This is a genomic window from Rhodococcus coprophilus NBRC 100603 (assembly GCF_001895045.1).
Classification (GTDB): Bacteria; Actinomycetota; Actinomycetes; order Mycobacteriales; family Mycobacteriaceae; genus Rhodococcus; species Rhodococcus coprophilus.
Genome location: NZ_BDAM01000009.1, coordinates 84058 through 107004 on the forward strand (window position 1 = coordinate 84058; position 22947 = coordinate 107004).

The following is a 22947-nucleotide window of genomic DNA, read 5'->3' on the forward strand; positions in this document are numbered from 1 at the left end:
CGGACGCCAAGCAGACCCCGTGAGAGAAACGAGGAGCGATGGGATCGGTGCCCGGTACGGCAGCGCGTGCCGTCGGCAGTTTCTACGCGTTGTCGCTCGATGCACTCATCGGACTGTTCCGCGGACCGTTCCAATGGCGTGAATTCCTCACGCAGTTCTGGTTCATCGCACGGGTGTCGCTCCTCCCGACCGTTCTCATGTCCATCCCCTTCACCGTCCTCGTGGTGTTCACCCTCAACTCCCTTCTTCTGGAGATCGGCGCGGGCGATCTCAGCGGCGCGGGCGCCGGTCTCGGCGCCGTCACCCAGATCGGGCCGCTCGTAACGGTTCTCGTCGTCGCCGGAGCAGGTGCCACCGCTATCGCGGCGGACCTCGGTTCGCGCACGATCCGCGACGAGATCGCGGCTCTCGAGGTACTCGGCATCGATCCGGCTGCACGACTCGTGCTGCCACGCGCACTCGCGTCGACGGCTGTCGCGGTGACGCTCAACGGTGCGGTCTGCGCGATCGGACTCGCCGGCGGATTCTTGTTCTCGGTGACCTTCCAGGGCATCGATCCCGGCGCCTACGCATCGGGAGTCACGCTCCTCGTCGGGCCGGGAGAACTGGTGCTGTCGGAGACGAAGGCGGCCGTGTTCGGCCTCCTCGCCGGACTCATCGCCTGTCACCGCGGCCTGTCCGTCACCGGCGGGCCCAAGAGTGTCGGTGAGGCGGTCAACGAGACCGTGGTCTTCTCGTTCGTGGCACTGTTTCTCGCCAACATGCTGCTCACCGCGATCGGCATCGCGGTGATGGGCCGGTGAGCGTGGCACAGCCCTCCGGGGGACGCACCTCCCACGCGGTGCGACGAGCCGGTCACGCGGTCTCGCGTGGCGTCGATACCGTCGGTCGGCAGGTGATCTTCTCGGTCGGCGCCCTCGCCTCCACAGGCAAGGCGGCGCGCCACTACCCGCGAGAGACGATGCGCGTCGTCTCCGAGATAGGGCTGGGCACCGGGATTCTCGCGATGATCGGCGGCAGCGTCGCGATCATGGGATTCCTGACACTGTTCGCGGGTGCGACCGTCGCGGTCCAGGGTTTCACGTCGCTGGGCAACATCGGCGTCGAAGCACTCACCGGTTTTCTCTCGGCCTACGTCAACGTGCGGGTGATCGCCCCCGTGACCGCCGGGGTCGGATTGGCCGCGACCATCGGGGCGGGAACCACCGCGCAACTCGGTGCCATGCGTATCAGCGAAGAAATCGATGCTCTCGAGGTCATGGCCGTCCGCTCGGTTCCGTACCTCGTCGGCACCCGCATCCTGGCCGGGCTCATCGCTGTGATCCCGCTCTACGCACTGTCCGTGCTCGCGGCGTTCCTGTCGAGCCGCATCGCGACAGTGGTGATCCTCGGTCAGTCCCCCGGCGTGTACGACCACTACTTTTCGACGTTCCTGCGCCCCACCGACGTCGCGTGGTCGTTCGTCCAGGCCGTGATCATGGCGCTCGTCGTGATGACCGTGCACAGCTACTACGGTTTCACCGCGACGGGCGGTCCGTCCGGCGTCGGCGTCGCCACAGGTCGTGCGGTACGGATGTCGCTGATCGGCGTCGTCGCCGTGACCCTGCTGATTTCACTCGCCCTCTACGGCAGCAGCCGCCAGCTGCACCTGGCGGGGTGACGACGTGCCGGGCCGAACATCGAGAGACTGGTTGCCGACGGTGGCGGTGGCAGGTTTGGTCGTGGCTGCTGCCACCGTCCTCCTGTTCGTCGGGCTCGCCTTCCGCGGCTCGCTGTCCCCCGGCGTCACCGTGACGGTCGAGACGGGTCGCACCGGCCTGATGCTCGAGCGCGGCGCGATGGTCAAGGCACACGGCGTGCAGATCGGCACCGTCTCCGAAGTCCGGCAGGCCCCGGAGGGCGCCCACGTCGTCCTGCGTCTCGAACCCGGGGATGCCGCGCGTATCCCGTCGAACGTCGGTGCCGAAATCCGCGCGACCACCGTGTTCGGCGCCAAATATGTCTCGTTCACCGTGCCCGACGCTCCCGGGCCGCCGGGTCTGGACGAGGGCGCGGTGCTGCGCGCCTCCCGGGTGACGGTGGAGACCCAGACCGTCTTCGAATCGCTCTCGAGTGTTCTGCAGGCCGTCGACCCCGGGAAACTCAACCGAACCCTCGGGGCGTTGTCCGTCGCACTGCGAGGTCAGGGCGACACGCTCGGCCAAGCGCTGTCCGACACCGATGCGGTACTCGCGCAACTGGAACCACGAACGGAGGTGATCCGGCGCGATCTCACCGCCACCGAAGCCACCGCCGACATCTACGCCGAGGCCACCGACGACGTGGCGGACTCCCTCGGCAATCTCACCACCACCGGCGCGACCGTCGTCGAGCGTGCGGACGATCTCGACCGCCTGTTGCTTGCCGCCATCGGGATGGGCGATGCGGGCAGGCGTGTCCTGGAACCGAATTCGATGCAGATCGTCGAGGTCCTCGATCTGCTGCGCCCCACCGCGTCGCTGCTCGAGGAGTACTCGCCCGTTCTGCCGTGCTTCTTCCAGGGTGCCGACCGTGCCCGGCAACTCGCCGAACCGGCGTCCGGCGGCAACGGCTCGTCGATGATGCTCAATTCGACGTTGCTCCTCGGCGTGGACCCGTACGAATACCCCCGCAATCTTCCGGTGGTCGCGGCGACCGGCGGGCCGCGCTGCGGCGCACTGCCCATCGTCGGCGAGGGTGAAGTCCCGGCGCCGTACCTGGTGGCGAACACCGGAGCCAACCCGTTCGAAGCCGGCAACACCTCGCCGGTGTTCGTACCCGAATCGCTGTTCGAACTGTTGTCGGGAATGCCCCGATGACCCGCACCGCCATCGCCGCCGGTATCTACGCGCTCGTCATGCTGATGACTCTCGCGGGATTGTTCGTCGTGTTCGGGCACGTCCGTTTCGGTGATTACACGCGCTACCATGCCCTGTTCGACGACGTGTCCGGTCTCGAGCCGGGGCAGTTCGTGCGAGTGAACGGCGTGGAGGTCGGCCGCGTCGCCGAGGTCGAGTTCGCCGAAGGCAACCGTATCGACGTCACCTTCGAGGTCGAATCCGTGTACGTGCCGACGCGTGCCACCGTCGCCACCGTGCGTTACCTCAATCTCGTCGGCGACCGCTATCTCGAACTGGCCGACGCACCCGGCGAACTCGTACCGATGACGGCCGGGGAGACCATGGGAACCGACCGCACCCGCCCGGCGCTCGACCTCGACGTGCTCATCGGCAGCTTCGAACCGTTGTTCCGCGCACTCGAACCGGAGCAGGTCAACCGCCTCTCCGCGGATCTGATCGCCGTGCTGCAAGGTCAGGGAGGCACCGTCGAATCCGTTCTGATGCACACTGCCTCGCTCACCTCCGCCATCGCCGATCGTGACCTGCTGGTGGGCAGTGTGATCGCGAACTTGAACTCGGTGCTGGGCAACCTGGCCGCACATCGGGACACCTTGGACACCGCGCTGGTACGGGCACACGAGTTGATGTCCGGTCTCGCAGAGGATTCCGTGATGCTGGGCGAGGCGGTCTCCGGAATCGACGCCGCGAGCGGAACCGTAGCGAGCCTGCTCACCGAAGCCCGTGCCCCGCTTGCCGGGACGATCCGTGAGAGCGGAAATGTGGCAATACTGCTCGAATCTCGTGGCGACACCATCGAGAGCCTTGCGACGCGGTTGCCCGACGCGTACGCCGCCCTCAGCCGGCTCGGTGCCTACGGCGGGTTCTTCAACTACTACCTCTGCGGGATGCTCATCAAGGTCAGCGACCCGTCCGGAAACACCGTCACCTCTCCCCTGTTCGGGCAGACGACAGGGAGGTGCGCGCCGGCGTGAAGCAGTTCCGCGAAATGAACCCCACCGCTGTCGGGTCGATCGGCACAGGTGTGCTGATCGTGTTCGTGCTCGGCGCACTCAACATCGGATCGCTGCCGTTCCTGGACACCGGGGCCGAGTACCGTGCGCGTTTCGTGGACGCCGGAGGGCTGAACACCGGCGATGCCGTGCAGGTCTCGGGCAAGGATGCGGGACGGGTGACCGGCATCGACATCGACAACGACGCGGTGGCGGTCACCTTCACCGTCGACGAGCAGATCGTTCTCGGCACCGACACCGCCGTCGAGATCTCGACGGCAACCGCGCTGGGGGCCCGCAACCTGCGGGTCCGGCCCGAAGGACCCGGCCGTCTCGAACCGGGAAGCACCATCGACGTCGACCGCACCACCGCTCCGTACCAGCTGACGGAGGCACTCGGCGACCTCACCGACACCGCCTCCGACCTCGATACCGGTCAGCTCCGCACGTCGATGCGCGTCCTGTCCGACACCTTGCGCGAGACCCCCGACGACGTCGGCGCGGCAGTCGACGGGGTGCTGCGGCTGTCCGAAACGGTGGCCTCGCGGGACGAGTCGCTACGCGAACTGCTCACCCACGCCGAATCGGCCACCGCCGTCCTGGCCGAGCGCAGCGACGCCATCGACTCCCTCGTCGTCGACGCAGATCTCGTTCTGGCGGAACTGGACCGGCGCCGGGATGCACTCGACACCCTGTTCGCAAATGTCGACGCGTTGGCGGCAGAGATTTCGGGGCTGGTAGCCGAGAACGAAGCCCAGCTCGCACCGGCACTGACGAAGGTGAACGAGGTGCTCGACATCCTCGATCGCAATCGGGAGAACATCGCGCTCGCGATCCGGAGGCTGGGCCCGTACGCCACGGAACTCGGGGAGGCAGTCGCGTCGGGTCCGTTCTTCAATTCCTACATCCAGAACCTGCTGCCCATGCAGATCATCGAACCTGCGCTCTCGGCGGCGCTCGACAATGCCGGATTCGGTGCCGGGGGAGGCACACCGTGACGTGGAGCAAACCGCTGCGGGCATGGCTGGTCCCGCTGCTCGTCCTCGCGGCCGTCGCACTCGTGTCCTTCACGGTGGCGCCGTGGCGCGCCGAGGACGAGTACTCGGCCGAGTTCACGACCAGCCGCGGCTTGTACGTCGGCGACGACGTGCGTGTCATGGGTGTCGAGGTCGGCCGCATCACCGCGATCGAGCCGCGCGGCGACCGGGTTCTGGTGACGTTCACCGTCGACGCGGCGCGGCGGGTGCCGGCGGATGCGCAGGCAGCGCTCATGGCACCGACACTCGTCGCGGCGCGATTCCTCCAGCTGACCCCCGCGTACACGGGCGGACCCGAACTCGCTCCCGGTGGCACCATTCCCCTCGAGCGCACGGCGGTTCCGGTCGAGTGGGACGAGATCACCGCACAGCTTGCGCGCCTGACCACCGAACTCGGACCGACAGCCGACGATCCGCAAGGCCCACTCGGCGAACTACTCGATACCGCGGCAGCCAATGCCGAAGGCCACGGACCCGACGTCCGCGACTCGCTCCGGCAACTCTCGGCGGCGATGCGCACCTTGTCCGACGGCCGGCACGACCTGTTCGGCACCCTCGGCAACCTGCACGTGTTCGTCGAGGCGCTGTCGATGAGCGGTGAGCAACTCGTCTCGTTGCACGACCGGCTGGCCGCTGTCACGGGTGTCCTGGACGCGAACCGCGACGACATGGGTGCTGCCCTGGCGAACCTGGACACCGTGCTCGTGGACGTGGAGCGGTTCGTCCGGGAGAACAGGGACGAGATCGACGCGACCGTCGACCGGACGAGTGTTCTCGCCGAGACTCTCGCCGCGCAGCGGGACGACATCGCGCAGGTATTGCATGTCGCGCCGACCGCGCTGTCGAACCTGCAGAGCATCTATCAGCCCGCGCACAATTCGGTGGTGTCGGCGCTCGCCCTCACCAATTTCGCGAACCCGGCCCAGTTCATCTGTTCGGCGCTCGCCGCCGCGGAGCAGGTCGACGCACACACGGGGTCCGAATTGTGCGTGCAGTACCTGGGTCCGATCCTGCCTCTGCTCACCATGGAGTATCCGCCCGTGCGAATCAATCCGGCGCGGGGAGTGGGCGCCCTGCCCGATCAGCTGGTGTACTCCGAGCCAGGGCTTGCACCTGCCGCGTCGCCGAGCATCCCATACCCCGGCGCTCCGTCGCCCACCGACCTGACGGCGCTTCTCACCCCGGGGGAACGATGAAGATCCGTCTCCCGGCGCTCACCGGTGTCCTCGCCGTCGTCGTCCTCACCTCGGGATGTGACTGGCACGGTCTCAACTCCCTCGAACTGCCCGGCACCCACGGGCGGGGCGACGACGCCTTCGCCGTCACGATCGAGATGCCGGACGTCACTACGCTCGAACGCAATTCACGAGTGCGCGTCGGTGACGTGACGGTGGGGCGGGTGTCGGACCTGCGACTCGGGGGTGGGCACGCCGTGGTGACCGTGATGCTCGACGGCTCGACCGTGCTGCCCGCCAATGCCGGAGCGAAGATCGGGCAGACGAGCCTGCTGGGTTCCGCTCATGTCGAACTCGCGCCGCCCGTCGGCGAGCCCGCGCGGGGCGTACTTGCCGACGGTGACGTCATTCCGCTCGAGCGTTCCGGGGCATTCCCCACCACCGAGCAGACGCTCTCGTCGCTCTCGCTCGTGCTCAGTGGCGGTGGGCTCGCGCAGGCGCAGGAAATCACTCGTGAACTGAACCTTGCCCTGGACGGACGTCAGGAGACCGTGCGCGCCCTGCTCACCCGCATCGACGCGGTGCTGGCCGGGCTCGACGATCAGCAGATCGGAATCCTCAGCGCCATGGAATCGATCGATGCGCTCGCCGCGGACGTCGCCGTACACAACGAGCAACTCGCGGCGGCCACGGACCAACTCGCACCGGCGCTGGACGTCCTCGCGTCGCAGCGTGGGGAGCTCACCCGTGCCGCCGATGCGCTCGGGCAGTTCGGGCGGGTTGCCACCGAGCTCGTCGATGCGAGCGGTGACGACATGGTTGCGAATCTGCGCGACCTCGAGCCCGTTCTGGCTTCGCTCACCGCTGCCGGCGACTCGCTCACCGAGTCGCTGCGCTACCTGCTGACTTTCCCGTTCCCGATCGATACCTACCGCAACGCTGTCCGCGGCGACTACGCGAACGGCACCGTCATCCTCGATCTCACGCTGCCCACCCTCGAAAACGCGTTGTTGCTCGGAACCCCCTTCGAAGGCGCCCTCACCGGGAACGCGGTGCCGATCCCGGATCTCGTGTCGTTGCTCGTTCCGCCGGTCGCCGGGGTGCCCCGGTGAGCCCGGCAGCGCGGCTGCGGCGACGGCTGATCGTGTTCTTCACGATCGGAGTGGTAGCGGTGCTGTCGGTCGCGTGGGTCGTGGACGTACCGAGGCTGATCGGAGTCGGCAGGTACGACGTGCGGGTCGAACTCACCGATGCCGCAGGTCTGTACACGTCCGCCAATGTCACCTATCGCGGCGTCGAGATCGGGCGCGTCACCGCGGTGACCATGACGACGGGTGGCGCCGAAGCGGTGTTGTCGCTCGACTCCCGGGTGCCCGTGCCCGCCGACAGCGGCGTGCAGATCCGCAGCATGTCGGCCATCGGCGAGCAGTACGTCGAATTCCTGCCCTCGGACAGCCGGGCGCCGTATCTGAGCGACGGGGCCGTCGTCGCGAGCGGAAATGTGTCGGTGCCGGATCCGGTCGGTGGCACACTCGACCAGCTCGACGCGACGTTGCAGTCGGTCGGGCCGGAACGCCTCTCGGTCCTTCTCGACGAAACCCACAGCGCTGTCGCAGAATCCGGCGACGCGTTGCGGTCTCTCGTCGAATCTTCCGCAGCGGTGAGCGGTGAGGCCGAGGCGGGGATCGCCGATACTGCGGTCCTGCTGGATCAGGTCGGTCCCCTTCTGGAGACGCAGGTGATGTCCTCGGAGTCGATCGCGAGGTGGGCCGCGTCGCTGTCCGGGACCACCGGGCAACTGCGTGAGTCCGACTCGGACGTGCGCATGCTTCTCGGGGTCGGGTCGCCGGCTGCGGCCCAGGTGCAGGCGCTGTTCGAGGACGCCGAACCCACGTTGCCGCTGCTACTGGCGAATCTCGTCACGGTGGAGCAAGTGGCGGCCGTCTACCGCCCGTCGCTCGAGCAGATCCTGGTGTTGTTCCCGTCGATCATGGCGTCGACACAATCCGCCGGTCTGCCGAATATCGACAATCCCTCGCAGAACACCTATTTCGTCAATTCGTACAACGATCCGCCGCCCTGCATCGACGGATTCCTTCCGCCGGAGCAACGCCGTTCCCCCACCGAACTCGATGTCCCGGAGACTCCACCGGATCTGTACTGCAAGTTGCCGGCCGATTCACCGATCGCGGTGCGGGGCGCCCGGAACATGCCCTGCATCGAATACCCCGGGCGCCGCGCGCCCACCGTGCAACTGTGCCGCGACGGAGGGTATTCGGCGTCGACCCTGGAGGGTCTGCTCACTCCACCGGGATGAGTGGGACACGGCCGATGTCCGAGGGCCGGACCAGATTTCGTCCGGGCCGGCCCTCGAACACCGGCGAGCGAGATCTGCCTTCGGTCAGGCGTTCGCCGCGTCGTTGAGCCGCTCGAGGGTGCCGGTCGCGTCGAGGTACTCCTGTACCCAACGCTCGATGACAGCCGAGGTCTTCTCCACCTTCGTGAGCTGGCCGACAACCTGACCCACGGGGTTGAACGCGACGTCGATGGAGTCGTCCGGGTACTTGTGGGTGGCGGCGACGGCCATCCCGGACACCATGTACTGCAGGGGCATCCCGAGCGGTTCCGGATTGCCTTCCTTCTCCCACGCCTCGGTCCAGTCGTTGCGCAGCATGCGGCACGGCTTGCCGGTGAACGAGCGGCTGCGCACGGTGTCGCGGCTGGTGGCGTTCGCGTAGGCGGCCTGCTGCACCGCGGTGTTCTCGGCTTCCTCGACCATCAGCCATTGCGAGCCCGACCAGGCACCCTGCGCGCCGAGTGCGAGTGCGGCGGCGATCTGCTGGCCGCTGCCGATACCTCCGGCGGCGAGCACCGGGATGGGAGCGACCTCCTTGACGACCTGCGGCCACAGCACGATCGAGCCGACCTCGCCGCAGTGTCCACCGCCCTCGCCGCCCTGGGCGATGATGATGTCGACACCGGCGTCGGCGTGCTTGCGGGCCTGATACGGGGAGCCGCACAAGGCCGCGACCTTGCGTCCGGATTCGTGGATGTGCTCGATCATGTCCGCCGGGGGCGTACCGAGTGCGTTGGCGATGAGTGTGACCTTCGGATGCTGCAGCGCAACGTCGACCTGCGGGGTGGCCGTCGCCTCTGTCCATCCGAGAAGCTGCAACGCGTTATCGTCACCCTCGGGCAGCGGCACGCCGTGGTCGGTGAGAAGCTTGCGCCCGAATTCGAGGGTTTCCTGCGGCACCATCGACTGCAGCATCTTCGTGAGTTCTTCGGCCGAGAGGTCGGAATCCATCCCCTCGTATTTGTTCGGGATCACGATGTCGACACCGTACGGATGATCGCCGATGTGCTCATCGATCCAGTTCAGCTCCACTTCCAACTGCTCGGGCGTGAACCCGACGGCGCCGAGCACACCGAATCCGCCCGCCTTGGAAACGGCGACGACGACGTCACGGCAGTGGGTGAACGCGAAGATGGGGAACTCGATGCCGAGTTCGTCGCAAAGGGGCGTGTGCATTCGGCACTCCTCGAGAGACAGTGGAAGACTGGAACAGGTTCCACTTTAGAGGGCGCGCACCCGATTGAACATGCCCCGCGACATCTCGCCGGAACCGGACGCCTCCCCGGATCTCAGATGATGCCGCGCTCGCGCAGATCTGCCTGCTCGGTTTCGCTCAGGCCGAGCACGTCGCCGTAGACGGCCGCATTGTCGTACCCAGCGATCGGCGCACCGGCCATCCGTACCGATCCGGGCGTCCCACCGAGGGCCGGCACGACGCCGGGACCGAGAACATCTCTGCCGGAACGCTCGTCGTGGTGTGGCACGAGCATGTCGCGCGCCTGGAACTGCGGATCTTCGACGACCTCGGCGATGGTGTTCACAGGACCGGCGACCACACCGGAGGCGGACAGGTGGGCCAGCAGATCCTCGAGCGTCCACGTCGCGGCCCAGGCGCCGATGAGATCGTCGAGTTCGTCCTGGTTCACGCCGCGCGACAGATGGTCGGCGAATCGCGGGTCGTCCGCGAGTTCCGGGGTGTCCATCGCCGCGCACAGGCGCCGGAAGACGGTGTCCTGGTTGGCCGCGATGACGATCCACATGTCGTCGGAGGTCCGGTAGAGGTTCGACGGGGCAATACCCTCGAGCCGGGTGCCCGACGGACCTCGCACGACCCCGGCGGCGTCGTAGTCGGGCAGCACGGACTCCTGGACCGCGAAGCACGCTTCGGTGAGCGCGACGTCGACGACCTGTCCCCGTCCCGTCCGTTCGCGACTCAGCAGTGCCGCGAGCACTCCCTGCACGGCGAACATGCCGCCGAGGGTGTCGCCGAGCGACAGCGCGAGACGCGGCGGCGCCTGGCCGGGGTAGCCGTTGAGGTGCCGCAGACCGCTCTCCGCCTCGGCGACGGACGCGTACCCCGCGTGTCCGGCCTTCGGGCCGGTCTGCCCGTAGCCGGACACGCGGGCGAGCACGAGACCGGGGTTGATCTCGGACAGGACATCGTACCCCAGTCCCCATTTCTCGAGGGTGCCGGGGCGGAAGTTCTCCACGATGACATCCGATTCGGCGACCAGTCGCCGGAACAGTTCCTGCCCCTCTGGCGAACGGAGGTCGAGGGTGATGCACCGCTTGTTGCGCGCGTGCACGGTCCAGAAGAACCGGTGGCCGTCCCGCTCCCCCTGCCCCCAGGTACGCAGCGGGTCGGGGCGAGCGGGATCCTCGATCTTGATGACGTCGGCGCCCATGTCACCGAGGAGTCGCCCGGCGAACGGACCGGCGATCAGGGTGCCCAGTTCGAGCACCCTGATGTCAGCGAGAGCACCGGATCCGGCTGCCTGCCGGGCCGATTCGTTCTCCGATCCTGCGGTGCCGGTCGTCCCGTCCGCCGGCGTCGTGTCGTTCCCAGTCGTCCCGTTCCCGGTTTTCCCGATCCCCGTTGTCACTGCGTACCCGTTCTGTCGATCAGTAGCCGAGGTGAACCGTCTTCTCCTCGGTGAACGCTTCGAGACCACTACGGCCCAGTTCACGCCCTATGCCGCTGGCGTCGCGCCCGCCCCAGGGTAGCGCCGGGTCGGGCACTCCCCAGCCGTTGACCCACACCGTGCCGACCCGCAATCGGGGGATGACATTGTGGACCGTCGACAGGTTCTGACTGAAGATGAACGCGTTGAGCCCGTACTTGGTGGCGTTCGCCAGGCGGACCGCTTCGTCGGTGGTCTTGAAGGTGATGACCGTGGCGACTGGGCCGAAGATCTCCTCCTGGGCGATGGTGAGATCGTTCGTGCCGCGGAACACGGTGGGCTCGACGAAGAATCCCCGGTCCCCGATGCGCGACCCGCCGGTGACCAGTTCGGCGCCCTCGCTGCGCCCCTTCTCGATGTAGCCGAGAATACGGTCGAGCTGTTTGCGATTGACGATCGTTCCCTGCGTGGTCGACGGGTCGAAGGGGTCGCCGACGACGGCGTTGCGTGCGAAGTCGACGAGTCCGTCCACGACCTGATCGGCGATCGATTCGTGGACGATCACCCGCGTGCCCGCCGCGCACACCTGGCCCTGGTGGTAGAAGTTGCCCATCGCGATCCACGGCAGGGAGGCCTCGAGATCCGCGTCGGGGAAGATCAGCTGCGGAGCCTTCCCGCCGAGTTCGAGCGTGACCTTCCGGAACTTATCGCCCGCGAGCGAGGTGATCGTCTTGCCGACTGCGGGGCTGCCTGTGAACGTGATCTTGTCGATTCCGGTGTGTGCGGCGAGTGCGGCGCCGGCTTCCGGTCCGAGACCGGGGACGACGTTGAACGCGCCGTCGGGCACACCGGCTTCGGCGAGCAGGTCGGCGAGCCGCAGGGTCGCCAGGGAGGCGTCCTCGGCGGGCTTGACCACGACGGAGCATCCGGCGGAGAGCGCGGGCGCGATCTTCCAGGCCGCCACCACGGTCGGGTTGTTCCACGGTGTGATCGCACCGACGACACCGAGGGGTTGCCGGAGCGTGAACCCGAAACGATGCTGCGGGCCGACATCCGGAAGGATCATCGCCTCTCCGGCGATCTTGTCGGCCCAGCCGGCGTAATGACGGAACGACGACGCCGCCGCCGGAATGTCACCGGCGACGGTGTCGGCGTAGAGCTTTCCCATTTCCGCAGTTTCGAGCGCCGACAACTCGGGCGCGTGTTGCTCGATGAGATCGGCTGCACGGGAAAGGATTCGCCCACGCTCGGCCCCGGCCATGCGCGACCACTCCCCGGACTCGAACGTGTCCCGGGCCGCGGCGACCGCGGCATCGATGTCGTCCGCGCCGCCTGCCGACACCTCGGCGACGACTTCCTCGGTAGCCGGATTGATCGACGAGAAATGCGCACCCGATCGGGCCTGGACCGTGCGTCCCCCGATGCGCAGACCGGCATCGGGAATCGTCAGGGGTGCGGAGGCGGGAGTGGAGAGATCTGTCATCGGGACTCCTCGGGAGAAGGCGGGGTGAAGCGTCGGCTGATCCCGGACCACGACGCGTCGTAGTCCGTCTGGCGGTGAGCACAGTGGTAGGCGGTGTCGGTCACGGTGAGCGCCAACCGCGTCTCGAACATGAACGAAAGTGTGTTCTCGAGCTTGACGGGTTCGAGGTCCGCGGAGGTGGCCAGGTCGAAGGTTTCCAGGTCGGGGCCGTGCGCACCCCACTGGTTGTGGAGCGACGCACCACCGGGAACGAACCCCTCGGCCTTGGAATCGTGCCGTCCCCGTACCAGTCCCATGAACTCGGTCATGACGTTGCGATGGAAGTGCGGTGGCCGGAACGTGTGCTCCGCGACGACCCAGCGGTCGGGGAACACACAGAAGTCGACGTTCGCCTGGCCGGGTACCGGCGTCGGTGACGTCAGGACCGTGAATATCGACGGGTCCGGATGATCCCAGCCGGCAGTAGTCATGGCGTTGAACCGGGCCAGATCGTACTTGTAGGCACCGTGAGTGCCGTGCCACGCGACGACGTCGAGCGGTGAATGATCCAGCTCCGTCGCCCACAGCCCGCCACCGAACTTGTTCACCAGTTCGACCGGACCGCTCGAGTCCTCGTACCAGGCGGTGGGATAGAGGAAGTCTCGGGCATGAGCGAGTCCGTTCGCGCCGACAGGACCGAGTTCGGGCAGTGCATAGGGCGATCCGTAGTTCTCGCAGATGTACCCCGATGCCTGGTCGCCGAGCAGTTCGACGCGGAACCGCACGCCGCGGCCGATCACCGCGATCTCACCGGGCGCGACCGTCAGGCGTCCGAACTCGGTGCACAGCAACAGGACCCCATGCTGCGGGACCAGAAGCAGTTCTCCGTCGGAGTCGACGAAGTACCGGTCGGTCATCGACGACGAGAGCGAGTACAGATGTATCGCGATACCGGTTCGGGCATGGACGTCACCGTTGACGGCGTAGGTCGTGGTCCCGTCCACGAAGTCCGTTCCGGCTGCCGGTGGAGGCAGCGGATCCCATCGCAGCCGGTTGGGGGTGAGCACCCCACCCGGCGTAGGTGCCGACACCCAACCGCGGTCGTCGATGCGCTCGAACGGACGGTGCGCGGCCGACGGCATGATCCGGTAGGTCCACGTTCTGCGGTTGTGTTCACGCGGTTCGGTGAACGCGGTCGCCGAGTGTTGCTCGGCGTACAAACCGTACGGCGCACGCTGGGGGGAATTCTGCCCCCACGGCAGCGCCCCCTCGACGGCCTCGCTGTGATGCTCGTTGCCGAATCCCCGCAGATAGGAAAGGCCGACCGGCTCGTCGACCTCTATTCGGCCGTCGATGCTCCTGCTCACGTGAGCGCGACCATCTCGTGCAGTGTCGTCCCCGTACGGACGTACTCCTCGCCGTCGACCGTCACGGTCATGGTGAAATCCGACCGGAAGCGGAAGTACCCCGGGCGACCGATGAGACGGTTGACGAGCGGCTTCACCAACGCACTCGAGGCGAGCGGTACGTCTTCGAGAAGGTTGTGGGCGTGCACGATGTCGCGGACGGTCAGCTTCAGATCGAGTGAGCCCGGAACACGGATCTGCAGCCACGACGGATAGGTGCGATCGGCGACCGGGTCGAAGACCGCGGGTCCCTCGGTCATCTCGACTTCTCCGTTGCTGAGCACGATCCGGTCGCCGTGGGCGATCATCACCGGCTGCGACCAGTGGGCGCCGTACTTCTTCTGCGTCTTCACCATTGCGTAGACGAGGGTGAAGTCGTCGGTGTACAGCCTGCCCCAGTACCACTTGTCGATGACACGCTTCATGTCACCGACACCCCAGTTGTGGTCGTGGTAGCCACGGCCGGTGACCTCTGCGGTAACCCCGTCGACTGTGAGGGTGCCCGAAACGGCGGCCCGAGGAGCCCCGACGACCCACGCGAAGAATTCCCGGTCGTTGTAGCTGGTGCGGCCTCTCCCCGGCATCCACGGTGCCATGAGAGCGGTGAACGTCAGATCGAAACCGAGGGCCCCTTCGGAGACCGAGACGCGGTAGACCGGCTTGCCGTCGTCTTCCCCGACCAGTCGTGCGGTGTTGTGCGCGACGCGCACATCGCAACTCTCCTCCGAGACCGTGAGGTCGGACTCACGGTATTGCCGGATCTCTTCCCTGCGCTGCCCGTCCGGGGAGTACACATGGATTTCGACACCCGGTCTGCGGTGCACAAGTTCTCGCGTCTGGACCATCGCGACGACGATCCGGCCGTCGTCGAGATGCGCATCGAAATACCAGTGCTCGAAGGCGTGCTTCTCGCTGGAGGGATGAGCAGCGTTGTCTTTCGGTCCGACGACGGTGATCTCGCCGTCGCGGCGCCCCGGGCCGTTCCAGGCTTCGACGATCTGCAAAGCGGGCATGGGTTGTCTCCAAAGTTCGAGTGTCGGCGGCGTACTTGTCACGCTGTGCGATCGAATCGCCCGCTCGATCGCATTTCAGATCAACGACGCAGCGCACCGCTGGCGTCGAATTGCGCTTCGCGGCCGTTCATTTGCGCTCTGTACCAGTTCTCCCGATGAGCGACCATGATCTTCTCGTGCAGCGTGCCGACGCCGGGTACGAACCGTCGGGCAAGTTCCATCAGCGTGATGAGAGGGAACCGCACGATCGGAATGAGCATCCACGGCAGCACCTTCGGCATCGAGTACTTGCGTCTGGTGCCGGGGGACATGAACATCGCGGAGTACACGGAATTGATCCGGAAGTTGTACTTCGCGCGCAGCAGCGCGAGACCGCGCTGCCCTTCTCGCGGAGCGAATGCCTGCGGGTAGGACTCGATGAGTTCCTTCCCGCATTCCCCCGAGTCGTACGATCGCGACACCACGGTGGTCAGCAGCGCGCGCACGCTGTCGCCGATCGTCTCGGGGTACCAGGTCATCCGCACACCGAGGAGGTAGCCCATGTACTTCTGGAAGTGGATGAGCGCCTGGATCTCTCGCGGCGTGGTGTGGTATCCGAGGGACCACAGTGCGACGCCCGGGGTCACGCTCCCCGCAATGAGGGTGAGGAGCATGTAGGTCTGGCTGATCGGCAGACCCCATTTTCCCGTGTCCCATTCCGGGTGACCGGCGACCCGGGCACGTACCGAGACATGCATGATCCGCACTTTCAGGGCGGTGGCCCGCCCCCGCGATCCGGGGGTGAGGAGCGCACCGGGTTCGGACACGTCGATCCAGAACCGGGAGGTTTCGAGGAACCTGCGCAGAGCGTTGTCACCCGCGTAGCCGCCGGCAAGCGAGAGCGGGGTCGCCACAGCGGATTCCGTGTAGATCTCGAGAGTTTCCGCACCGGCGAAACTGAACAGCATCGTGCCCCAGCGCCGCCAGATCTGGGCGCCCTGTTCGACGAGTTCCGGTTGCACCCAGTCGGGGACCGTCTCGAATTCTTCGAACAGAGCCTTCATCGCGGCGGGCGCCTCGGGAACGGCGTCGACACCGTCCGTCAGGGCCCGCTCGAGCAGTGCGCGGGCCTCCTGCGGACCGAGTTCGCCGTGGTAGACCTCGTCGACGAAACGTTCGGCCGTCGGGTCGCCACTGTAGAGGTCGTTGCACAATGCGCGGGCCTGCTCGTCGGTGGGAAGGATGTCGAACCCCGTCACAGCCCGGATCATGCCCCGTACCCGCCGGACCCCGGGGCGGGCTTGCGCCTGCCAGTACGGGAACGCACTCGGGCAGCGGTCTATGGTGCCGGGTTCGCCGGGCGTTGTTTCCAGTGTTCCGGTCATGCCGATGCCTCCTCGGCTCGGTCGTCTGTCACCGTGCGGCGGATCCATCCGGTCAGGCGGGTCACCACGTCGTGAAGGCCTCGGGGCTGGTCCACCAGGTAATGGTTGAGATTGCGCATTTCGATCAGTTCGGCGTCACCCGGCAGGGCATCGCGCATCAGCCGGGAGTCCTCGGCGAAGGCGGCCTGGTCGGCGAGCAGACTCATCACCAGGGTCGGCGCGGTGACGTTCTGCAGATCGGTGAGTGCGTCGGCGTTGGTGTGGTCCACGCTCCATGTGCTGAGCCAACTGCGCACCGTCACGAATCGTGCGAGCCCACCGGCGGCGGTGTTGGCGGCGGCCGGATCGCCGTACATGCTGCCGGCCTCCCGATCCGACGGGTCGAGGGTGGTGTCGACGAACCGGGGATCTCCGACGGTGCGATGCACCACGAACCCGCGGTCGGACGCACCCACCCGGTTCAGTTCGTCGAGTTGCCCGAGAGCCCACGCGTCGATGCGGCGCATCCGGGCAAGCTGCGCGTCGCGGTAGCGGGCGACCCACTCACGGTCGAGCGGTACCGTCCGGTCCGGCGCATACAGGTCGAGGTCGGGATCCGTCGCGTACGGGTCCGCCTCGTCGACGACCGCACCGTCGATCCAGTGCCGCAGCACCCGCGCGCGCCCCGGGTGGGCTCCGACGAGCAGCAACGCGTCGGCGGGGCGCAGGTTCGCCTCGGCGAACCGCGCGGGGTCACCGGCGGGGGTGTGCGTGACCGTGGGGTTCTCCGCCTGCGACTGATAGAACGACGCCAGCGAGCCGCCGCCGCTGAACCCGAGCAACACCACTTTCTCGAAACCGAGTTCGTCCGTCATCCAGCGCACGCCGGTACCGAGGTCGAACGCGGCGCGCTCCATGATGAGCGCCGGTTCGTTGGAGGCGTACCGGGTGTTGAGGCCCATCGCGGGTATCCCGGCCTCGGCGAACGCGCGGAGCAGGAAATGACTGAGGAAGTTCGACGCGGGGTGACACATGATCACACCGACCTCGCGTGAGTGTTCGGGAGTCGCGACGAGGTTGCCGTGCAGCGTCGGATAATGGCGGCTGAGGCCGGAATGCATCTCGATGCGGCCGTCCGTCGCCGGTTCGTACGGAATGCGCTGGAAGAAGTCGCGGGGTTCGGAACCTGTCGTGGAGTTCATTGCACCGTCCGGTATTTGAGCATCATGTCGTGGTCTTCGTGGTCGAGGACGTGGCAGTGCCACACGTAACCCTGGAGCCGATGAGCCTCTCCGTGGCCGGCATGCGAATCGTGATGGGCACCCTGTGTGCCGGATGCGCCCACGGCCGCGGAGAAGGTCGCGTCGGGATCGAAGCCGAGTTCGTCGGCGGTCGGGAAGTACGCGACGATGCGGGTCACCGAGTTCGGATCGCAGATCACGGTGTCCTTGTAGCCGGTCTCCCACGGCTCGGGACCGCGCAGCGGTTCGACGACGAACGGATCGGCGTCGGGCGTCCATTTGGTCCCGATCGGCGGCTGCGGTTGCCGCGCGCACATCGCGAGGGTGTCGATCGCCTGGCGACCCACGACGCGGAAGTGCACCAGGTGGAGGTGGATCGGGTGCGGGTCCGGTGTGGCGTTGACGATGTTCCACTGCTCGACGGTCCCCTGCCGGGGCATCTCGATGTCCTCGCTGTGGAACCGGAGATTGTTGAGGGACATGATCGACGGCGGCAGTCGGACGTCCGACGGCTGACTCAGCGATACGTGACGAACATGCTGCGGCACCGGGACCGGTCCCACGACCGGTGCTTGCCCCGGCCCTCCGCGTAGGCGGACCGGCACCGGACCTCGGAAACCGCGTGTCGCCTCGGCCCGGAAACGCATGAACATCGGCATATGGACTGCGCCGATCTGCGCGGCCTGGGGCGCCGCGGGTTCGATGTTGCGCAGTTCGACGGTGGCGCCGGGTTCGAGGGTGCCGAAATCGACCAGGAGATCAGCACGTTCGCCCGGCGCCAGACGGACCCGGGTAGTCGGCGCGGGGGCGTCGAGCAGACCCCCTTCCATCCCGATCACCCAGAACGGCATGCCGTTGGAGAAATGCAGATCCCACACGCTGAAAGACGCCGCGTTGACCAGGCGCAACCGGTAGAGGCCGCGTGCCACGCTTTTCTCCGGCCAGATCTTGCCGTTGACGACACCGACGTCGCCCACGGCCCCGCCTTCCCATCTGCCCTGCGGAACGATCGGTGTGGAGCGGATGCTCTGCGTTCCGTCACCGTTGACGATCTTTTCCTGCAGGACCAGTGGAAGTTCGAACTCGCCGGCGGGCAATCCCAGCGGGTTGCCGCGTTCTCCTGTGTCGTATTCGTCGCGGAGCAGGTACAGGCCCGCGAGTCCGGCATAGACGTTCAGCCTGGTCACGGCCATGGCGTGGTCGTGATACCACAGCGCTGCGGCCGCCTGCCTGTTCGGAAATCGGTATGTCGATCCTTGCCCCGGTCGCACGACCTTCTCGGGATGGCCGTCGAACTCGGGTGGGGTCACCCCTCCGTGCAAGTGCATGGAGGTGGCGACGTCGGTGCGGTCTCGCTCGCTCAAGCCGTGCAGGGTGGTGTCGAAATCGGCGGCGAACGGGTGCGCGGTGATGCGATTGCGGTATTCGATCGTCGTTTCCTGCCCGCGGTGCGCGGTGATGACCGGGCCGAGATACGTGTTGCCGCCGTACGCCAGGGCCGGCCCGGGAGCGAGGTCGCGATGGAAACTGTGCATCGCGTCGACTGCGTCGATCGTGAGCGACGAGCCGCCCACGTGCGGGAGAACGGGAAGGTCGTCGACGAACGGCGCAAGTTGCGGCGAGGGAAAGAGCATGGGGCGGGGCATCTTCGGTGGATCAGCGAGCGCTCTTCCCCCGACCAGCAGACCCGAACCGGCACCGGCTGCGATTCCGGCGAGAAGAGTTCTGCGACTGATATTGCGCATGGACCAGGCTTCCGTTTTCACGCGACCCCGGCCGACGAGGCAGCAGACTTCGTGATCGGCATCACAATACCATACGGTATGGTGTGGTCAATGGCGGCAAGCGGCGGACGGCTCGCTAGCCGGTAGTCCCTGCTCGGGCGACCTGTAGGCTCGTCTCACAGCGAGAGACGAGAGGTGGCCCGTGGTGCAGCGAGCGGCGAAGAGCGACAAGCCTTCCGGTCGACGCCCCCGGCTTTCCCTCGACGACTGGACCGCGGCCGGACTGCAACTGCTCGTCACCGAAGGCCGCAACGCCGTGAAGATCTCCCGCCTGTGCGACGACCTGGGCGTTACCAAGGGAAGCTTCTACTGGCATTTCACCGATATCGACGACCTGATGAAGGCCATCGCCACCCGGTACACCTCACAGGACAACGACGCAGCCCGTGGCCTGACCAGTGTCGAAGAACTCCCCGTCCGGGAACGCCTCGCCCGCATGGGCACGATGCTCGTCGACGACCGGGCGTGGGAAGCCGAAGTTGCGGTGCGCGAGTGGGCACGGTCCGATCCTCAAGTGGCCGAATCGGTGCGCGCCCTGGACCAGCGCATCATGACCGTCGTCGAAAATGCCTTCCTCGAACTGGGTTTCGACGAGGACGAAGCGCGGATACGCGGCGGCACCCTCGTCTATGCCGGAATCGGATTCGTGTACGGCCGCGACAACCTGCCCTCCCCCACGGTCGAGCAGATTCAGGCGTTGCTGTCGATCCTGGTCCGGAAGTAGACAGCACACCCGACAGCAACTGTGCCCGGGAGGAATCACCTCCCGGGCACAGCCACGCCCCCCCCGGGACTATCGGGCTTGGTTCAGACGATCGACCGCCTGGTCGTAGCCGGTGACGAGTTCGTTCATGATGTCGGACACGGGACGGATTTCGTTCATCCGGCCCACCACCTGCCCGACCGGCATTGCGACGACCTCGGGATCGCCGGCTGCCGAAATACGCTGGTGCGCTTCGCTGACGAGAATGTTCTGGAGCGGCATGGGCAGAGGCGCGGGTGCGTCGGGCCTGGACCACGCCTCCGTCCACTTGGTCTTGAGCAGGCGCGCGGGCTTGCCCGAGTAGATGCGCGACCGCACGGTGTCCGACGACGTCGCGCCGAGCAGAGCACGCTGTATCGACGACGGGCCGTTCGCCGCGGAACCGAGCTTGTATTCGGCGGCGGTGAGCCAGTACGAGCCCATCCAGACCCCGTCGGCACCCAGCGCCAGCGCCGCCGCGACCTGCCTGCCGGAACCGACGCCTCCGGCAGCAAGCACCGACGCGGAATCTCCTATGGCGTCGACGATTTCGGGCCACAACACCATCGAGGCCACCTCACCGGTGTGCCCACCCGCCTCGTAGCCTTGCGCGATCACGATGTCGACGCCGTTCTCGACGTGCCTGCGTGCGTGTTCGACGGCACCCGCAAGTGCCGCGACGGGCACTCCCTTCTCGTGAGCCTGATCGATGACATCCTTGGGCGGTGACCCCAGAGCATTCGCGATAAGCGAGATCCGGTGCCCGAGCGCAATGTCGACGTGCGACCGCGCCACCGAGTGCAACCAGCCGAGCACACCGCTCGCCTCTTCGACGTCGTCGGAGAGCGGGGGCACACCCAGTTCGGTGAGGGTCCGGTCGACGAACGCGCGGTGCTCCTCGGGAATCAGCTTGTCGAGGTCCACCGCGGTGCCTTCGGTCGGCACCTTGGCGGGCATCACGATATCCACACCGTACGGTTTCCCGTCGGTGTTCTCGTCCATCCAGGTGAGGACGGCGTCGAGTTCGTCGGCGTCGTTGAAGCGAACGCATCCGAGGACACCGAGTCCACCTGCACGACTGATGGCGGCCGCGACGTGCTCCGATGGGGTGAATCCGAAGACGGGATAGTCGATTCCGAACTTCCGGCTCAGTGCGGTCTGCATACTTCTACTTCTCCCTCAGCCCACTGCGCCGGTGCTGCTCGTGTTGCAGTGCTCGTCGGCCGGGCGCGCCGCCGTCTGCTCGTGCGCCCACCGGTAATCCGGCTTGCCGGCCGGCGAGCGCCTGATCTCGTCGACGAACCATCCGCTCCGCGGCACCTTGTAGCCCGCGATCTTGGTGCGGGCGCTCGCGACGAGTTCGTCGAGGGTCGCGGTCATGCCCTCGCGGAGTGCAATCACCGCGGCCACCCGCTCACCGAAGCGCTCGTCGGGTACACCGACGACGAGAACGTCGAACACCGCCGGGTGCTGCTTGAGAGCGCCCTCGACCTCCTCCGGGTAGATCTTCTCGCCACCGCTGTTGATGGAGACCGACCCGCGACCGAGCATGGTCACCGTGCCGTCCTCCTCGACCCGCGCGTAGTCGCCCGGGATCGAGTAGCGGATGCCGTTGTACTCGCGGAACGTCGCCTTCGTCTTCTCTTCGTCCTTGTAGTAGCCCAGCGGGATGTTGCCCTTGCGCGCGATCAACCCGACCTGTCCGGAACCCGGAGCGATGGGATTGCCGTCTTCGTCGAGGACGGTGGTCGACTCGTCGATCTTCACCGTCGGACCACCACCGCGGGTCTTGCCCTTCTCCACGATCCCGAGTCCGCCGAACCCGCTCTCGGACGACCCGATCGAGTCGGTGAGCACCTTGCCGGGAAGCAGTTCCAGGAAGCGGTCCTTGAGGGAAGGCGAGAACAGCGCGGCACTCGACGCCATCGCGTAGAGGGTCGAAAGGTCGTACGGCTTACCGGTCTTCGGGTTGCCTTCTTCGAGCGCGTCGAGCATCGGGCGGCCCATGGCGTCACCGGTGATGAAGATGACGTTGACCTTGTGGTCGTCGATGATCCGCCACACTTCGTGACCCGAGAACTCGGGGTGCATGATCACCTTGCCGCCGCTGAACAGCGACTGGAACAGTGCCCACTGCGCGCCGCCGTGGATCATCGGCGGAATCGGGTACCGCACGAGGCCCGGATTCTCGGCGCCCTGCTTGGCGAGTTCCCACTCGTCTTTCACCCATTCACCGGTCATGAAGTTGATGCCGCCACCGAGCACGCGCCAGACATCTTCGTGACGCCACATGACGCCCTTCGGATGGCCTGTGGTGCCGCCGGTGTACAGCATGTACAGATCGTCGGGACTGCGCTCACCGAAGTTGCGCTCGGGGGAACTCCCTGCGAGTGCGCTCTCGTACTCGACCCCTCCGTACGACGAGTAGTCGGTGTCGGTGCCGTCCTCGATCACGACGACGGTCTCGATCAGCGGTGTCGAAGGCAGGACATTGGCGACCTTGTCCGAGTACCGGCGCTCGTGGATGAGCGCGACCATATCGGAATTGTCGAAGAGGTACTGCAACTCGTTCTCGACATACCGGTAATTGATGTTGACCATGACGGCCCGGATCTTGAACACCGCAACCATCGCCTCGACGGCTTCGATGGTGTTCCGGGAGTAGATACCCACCTTGTCGCCCGGCTTCACACCCTGTTCGGCCAGGTAGTTGGCGAGTCGGTTGGCTCGTTCCTCCAATTTTCCGTAGGTGACCTCTTTGCCGTCCGAGGCCAGTGCGACACGGTCGGGAACGAGGTCGATTGCGTGCTCGACGAGGTCTGCGATGTTAAGGGGCACGCCACAAAAGTAGAACGTGTTACCGTTATTGACAAGACTTTACTGAGACCTATTTCACAAC

General features: G+C 66.5%; 19 protein-coding genes. 9 read left to right on the plus strand and 10 right to left on the minus strand.

What is annotated here, in order from left to right:
- Window positions 1–38: 38 nt before the first annotated feature.
- From RDCOP1_RS15635 to RDCOP1_RS15670, 8 genes are read left to right on the plus strand one after another with little or no spacing between them, the layout of a single operon-like run.
- On the plus strand, window positions 39–803 hold the full coding sequence (locus tag RDCOP1_RS15635; RefSeq protein WP_072702187.1) for an MlaE family ABC transporter permease: 765 nt from the start codon (window positions 39–41) through the stop codon (window positions 801–803).
- 2 nt (window positions 804–805) lie between these two features.
- Window positions 806–1660 (plus strand): MlaE family ABC transporter permease, encoded by an 855-nt coding sequence (locus RDCOP1_RS15640; protein ID WP_072702190.1) that lies wholly within the window; start codon window positions 806–808, stop codon window positions 1658–1660.
- Between the two features lie 46 nt (window positions 1661–1706).
- Window positions 1707–2837: an MCE family protein gene (locus tag RDCOP1_RS15645; protein ID WP_255311419.1), complete on the plus strand. Its 1131-nt coding sequence runs from the start codon at window positions 1707–1709 to the stop codon at window positions 2835–2837.
- Window positions 2834–3850 carry an MCE family protein gene (locus tag RDCOP1_RS15650; protein WP_072702197.1) on the plus strand — a complete coding sequence of 339 codons (1017 nt, stop codon included), beginning with the start codon at window positions 2834–2836 and terminating at the stop codon, window positions 3848–3850. Before RDCOP1_RS15645 ends, RDCOP1_RS15650 begins: the two co-directional genes overlap by 4 nt.
- Window positions 3847–4866 (plus strand): MCE family protein, encoded by a 1020-nt coding sequence (locus RDCOP1_RS15655; protein ID WP_231923011.1) that lies wholly within the window; start codon window positions 3847–3849, stop codon window positions 4864–4866. Before RDCOP1_RS15650 ends, RDCOP1_RS15655 begins: the two co-directional genes overlap by 4 nt.
- A complete protein-coding gene (locus RDCOP1_RS15660; RefSeq protein WP_072702203.1) occupies window positions 4863–6101 on the plus strand; it encodes an MCE family protein in 1239 nt (412 codons plus the stop codon). The genes RDCOP1_RS15655 and RDCOP1_RS15660 overlap by 4 nt, the downstream gene beginning before the upstream one ends.
- Window positions 6098–7192, plus strand: a complete 1095-nt coding sequence (locus RDCOP1_RS15665) for an MCE family protein (RefSeq protein WP_072702206.1) — start codon at window positions 6098–6100, stop codon at window positions 7190–7192. Before RDCOP1_RS15660 ends, RDCOP1_RS15665 begins: the two co-directional genes overlap by 4 nt.
- The gene (locus RDCOP1_RS15670; RefSeq protein WP_072702208.1) at window positions 7189–8397 is read left to right on the plus strand and encodes an MCE family protein; all 1209 of its coding nucleotides are present in this window, start codon (window positions 7189–7191) and stop codon (window positions 8395–8397) included. Before RDCOP1_RS15665 ends, RDCOP1_RS15670 begins: the two co-directional genes overlap by 4 nt.
- A gap of 84 nt (window positions 8398–8481) precedes the next feature.
- Here RDCOP1_RS15670 and RDCOP1_RS15675 read toward each other — a convergent pair whose 3' ends face one another.
- From RDCOP1_RS15675 to RDCOP1_RS15710, 8 genes are all read right to left on the minus strand, one after another.
- A complete protein-coding gene (locus RDCOP1_RS15675) occupies window positions 8482–9612 on the minus strand; it encodes a nitronate monooxygenase (RefSeq protein WP_072702210.1) in 1131 nt (376 codons plus the stop codon).
- Window positions 9613–9725: 113 nt separating this feature from the next.
- Window positions 9726–10904: a CaiB/BaiF CoA transferase family protein gene (locus tag RDCOP1_RS15680; RefSeq protein ID WP_072702725.1), complete on the minus strand. Its 1179-nt coding sequence runs from the start codon at window positions 10902–10904 to the stop codon at window positions 9726–9728.
- 154 nt (window positions 10905–11058) lie between these two features.
- Window positions 11059–12540, minus strand: a complete 1482-nt coding sequence (locus RDCOP1_RS15685) for an aldehyde dehydrogenase family protein (RefSeq protein WP_072702213.1) — start codon at window positions 12538–12540, stop codon at window positions 11059–11061.
- Window positions 12537–13886, minus strand: a complete 1350-nt coding sequence (hmgA, locus tag RDCOP1_RS15690; protein ID WP_072702215.1) for a homogentisate 1,2-dioxygenase — start codon at window positions 13884–13886, stop codon at window positions 12537–12539. Before hmgA ends, RDCOP1_RS15685 begins: the two co-directional genes overlap by 4 nt.
- Window positions 13883–14938, minus strand: a complete 1056-nt coding sequence (locus tag RDCOP1_RS15695; protein ID WP_072702217.1) for a lipocalin-like domain-containing protein — start codon at window positions 14936–14938, stop codon at window positions 13883–13885. The genes hmgA and RDCOP1_RS15695 overlap by 4 nt, the downstream gene beginning before the upstream one ends.
- 80 nt (window positions 14939–15018) lie before the next feature.
- Window positions 15019–16302 carry an oxygenase MpaB family protein gene (locus RDCOP1_RS15700; RefSeq protein WP_072702219.1) on the minus strand — a complete coding sequence of 428 codons (1284 nt, stop codon included), beginning with the start codon at window positions 16300–16302 and terminating at the stop codon, window positions 15019–15021.
- Window positions 16299–17483, minus strand: coding sequence for an alpha/beta hydrolase (locus tag RDCOP1_RS15705; RefSeq protein WP_072702221.1), 1185 nt, complete (start codon window positions 17481–17483; stop codon window positions 16299–16301). The genes RDCOP1_RS15700 and RDCOP1_RS15705 overlap by 4 nt, the downstream gene beginning before the upstream one ends.
- Window positions 17480–19267, minus strand: a complete 1788-nt coding sequence (locus RDCOP1_RS15710; RefSeq protein WP_072702727.1) for a multicopper oxidase family protein — start codon at window positions 19265–19267, stop codon at window positions 17480–17482. The genes RDCOP1_RS15705 and RDCOP1_RS15710 overlap by 4 nt, the downstream gene beginning before the upstream one ends.
- 184 nt (window positions 19268–19451) lie before the next feature.
- On the opposite strand from RDCOP1_RS15710, the gene RDCOP1_RS15715 reads away from it, so the two are divergent.
- Window positions 19452–20030 (plus strand): TetR/AcrR family transcriptional regulator, encoded by a 579-nt coding sequence (locus tag RDCOP1_RS15715; protein WP_111731675.1) that lies wholly within the window; start codon window positions 19452–19454, stop codon window positions 20028–20030.
- 69 nt (window positions 20031–20099) lie between these two features.
- Here RDCOP1_RS15715 and RDCOP1_RS15720 read toward each other — a convergent pair whose 3' ends face one another.
- Window positions 20100–21212 carry an NAD(P)H-dependent flavin oxidoreductase gene (locus tag RDCOP1_RS15720; protein ID WP_072702225.1) on the minus strand — a complete coding sequence of 371 codons (1113 nt, stop codon included), beginning with the start codon at window positions 21210–21212 and terminating at the stop codon, window positions 20100–20102.
- Window positions 21213–21227: 15 nt separating this feature from the next.
- The gene (locus tag RDCOP1_RS15725; protein WP_072702229.1) at window positions 21228–22886 is read right to left on the minus strand and encodes an acyl-CoA synthetase; all 1659 of its coding nucleotides are present in this window, start codon (window positions 22884–22886) and stop codon (window positions 21228–21230) included.
- Window positions 22887–22947: the final 61 nt, after the last annotated feature.